The organism is Streptomyces sp. NPDC014676 (assembly GCF_043084105.1).
Taxonomy (GTDB): domain Bacteria; phylum Actinomycetota; class Actinomycetes; order Streptomycetales; family Streptomycetaceae; genus Streptomyces.
Genome location: NZ_JBIBZI010000043.1, coordinates 1833 through 3550, shown reverse-complemented (window position 1 = coordinate 3550; position 1718 = coordinate 1833). Strand labels below are relative to the sequence as shown.

Here is a 1718-nt window from a genome sequence, read left to right as displayed (position 1 = left end):
GAGGGTGTCGGGCACGCTGTTGGGTGTCTGAGGGCACGGCCGTATGGCTGCCTTCAGTGCCGGCCCCAGTGCACTCGGGAGTTTCTTCCGGGGTGATGGGTGGTTGGTCGTTGTTTGAGAACTGCACAGTGGACGCGAGCATCTGTGGCCAAGTTTTTAAGGGCGCACGGTGGATGCCTTGGCACCAGGAACCGATGAAGGACGTGGGAGGCCACGATAGGCCCCGGGGAGTCGTCAACCAGGCTTTGATCCGGGGGTGTCCGAATGGGGAAACCCGGCAGTCGTCATGGGCTGTCACCCTTGCCTGAACACATAGGGCAAGTGGAGGGAACGCGGGGAAGTGAAACATCTCAGTACCCGCAGGAAGAGAAAACAACCGTGATTCCGGGAGTAGTGGCGAGCGAAACCGGATGAGGCCAAACCGTATGCGTGTGAGACCCGGCAGGGGTTGCGCATGCGGGGTTGTGGGATCTCACTTCTGTCGTCTGCCGGCGACAGGACGAGTCAGAAACCGTTGATGTAGGCGAAGGACATGCGAAAGGTCCGGCGTAGAGGGTAAGACCCCCGTAGTCGAAACGTCAGCGGCTCGTTTGTGAGACACCCAAGTAGCACGGGGCCCGAGAAATCCCGTGTGAATCTGGCGGGACCACCCGCTAAGCCTAAATATTCCCTGGTGACCGATAGCGGATAGTACCGTGAGGGAATGGTGAAAAGTACCGCGGGAGCGGAGTGAAATAGTACCTGAAACCGTGTGCCTACAAGCCGTGGGAGCGTCGGACGGAGAGCTTGCTCTTCGTCTCGTGACTGCGTGCCTTTTGAAGAATGAGCCTGCGAGTTTGCGGTGTGTTGCGAGGTTAACCCGGGTGGGGAAGCCGTAGCGAAAGCGAGTCCGAACAGGGCGTTTTTAGTAGCACGCTCAAGACCCGAAGCGGAGTGATCTAGCCATGGGCAGGTTGAAGCGGAGGTAAGACTTCGTGGAGGACCGAACCCACCAGGGTTGAAAACCTGGGGGATGACCTGTGGTTAGGGGTGAAAGGCCAATCAAACTCCGTGATAGCTGGTTCTCCCCGAAATGCATTTAGGTGCAGCGTCGTGTGTTTCTTGCCGGAGGTAGAGCACTGGATAGGCGATGGGCCCTACCGGGTTACTGACCTTAGCCAAACTCCGAATGCCGGTAAGTGAGAGCGCGGCAGTGAGACTGTGGGGGATAAGCTCCATGGTCGAGAGGGAAACAGCCCAGAGCATCGACTAAGGCCCCTAAGCGTACGCTAAGTGGGAAAGGATGTGGAGTCGCACAGACAACCAGGAGGTTGGCTTAGAAGCAGCCACCCTTGAAAGAGTGCGTAATAGCTCACTGGTCTAGTGATTCCGCGCCGACAATGTAGCGGGGCTCAAGCGTACCGCCGAAGTCGTGTCATTCCAGCATGTACTCCCAACGGAGGCTGGGATGGGTAGGGGAGCGTCGTGTGCCGGGTGAAGCAGCGCCGGAAGGCAGTTGTGGACGGTTCACGAGTGAGAATGCAGGCATGAGTAGCGATTCACACGTGAGAAACGTGTGCGCCGATTGACTAAGGGTTCCTGGGTCAAGCTGATCTGCCCAGGGTAAGTCGGGACCTAAGGCGAGGCCGACAGGCGTAGTCGATGGATAACCGGTTGATATTCCGGTACCCGCTGTGAAGCGTCAAACATCGAGCATCGTGATGCTAAGGCCGTGAAGC

At 58.0% G+C, this 1718-nt stretch carries 1 rRNA gene (only partly in view); it reads left to right on the top strand.

Annotated features, from left to right (window positions below):
• Positions 1-146: 146 nt before the first annotated feature.
• A 23S ribosomal RNA gene (locus ACF1DX_RS38975) occupies positions 147-1718 on the top strand; it runs 1627 nt beyond the window's last position.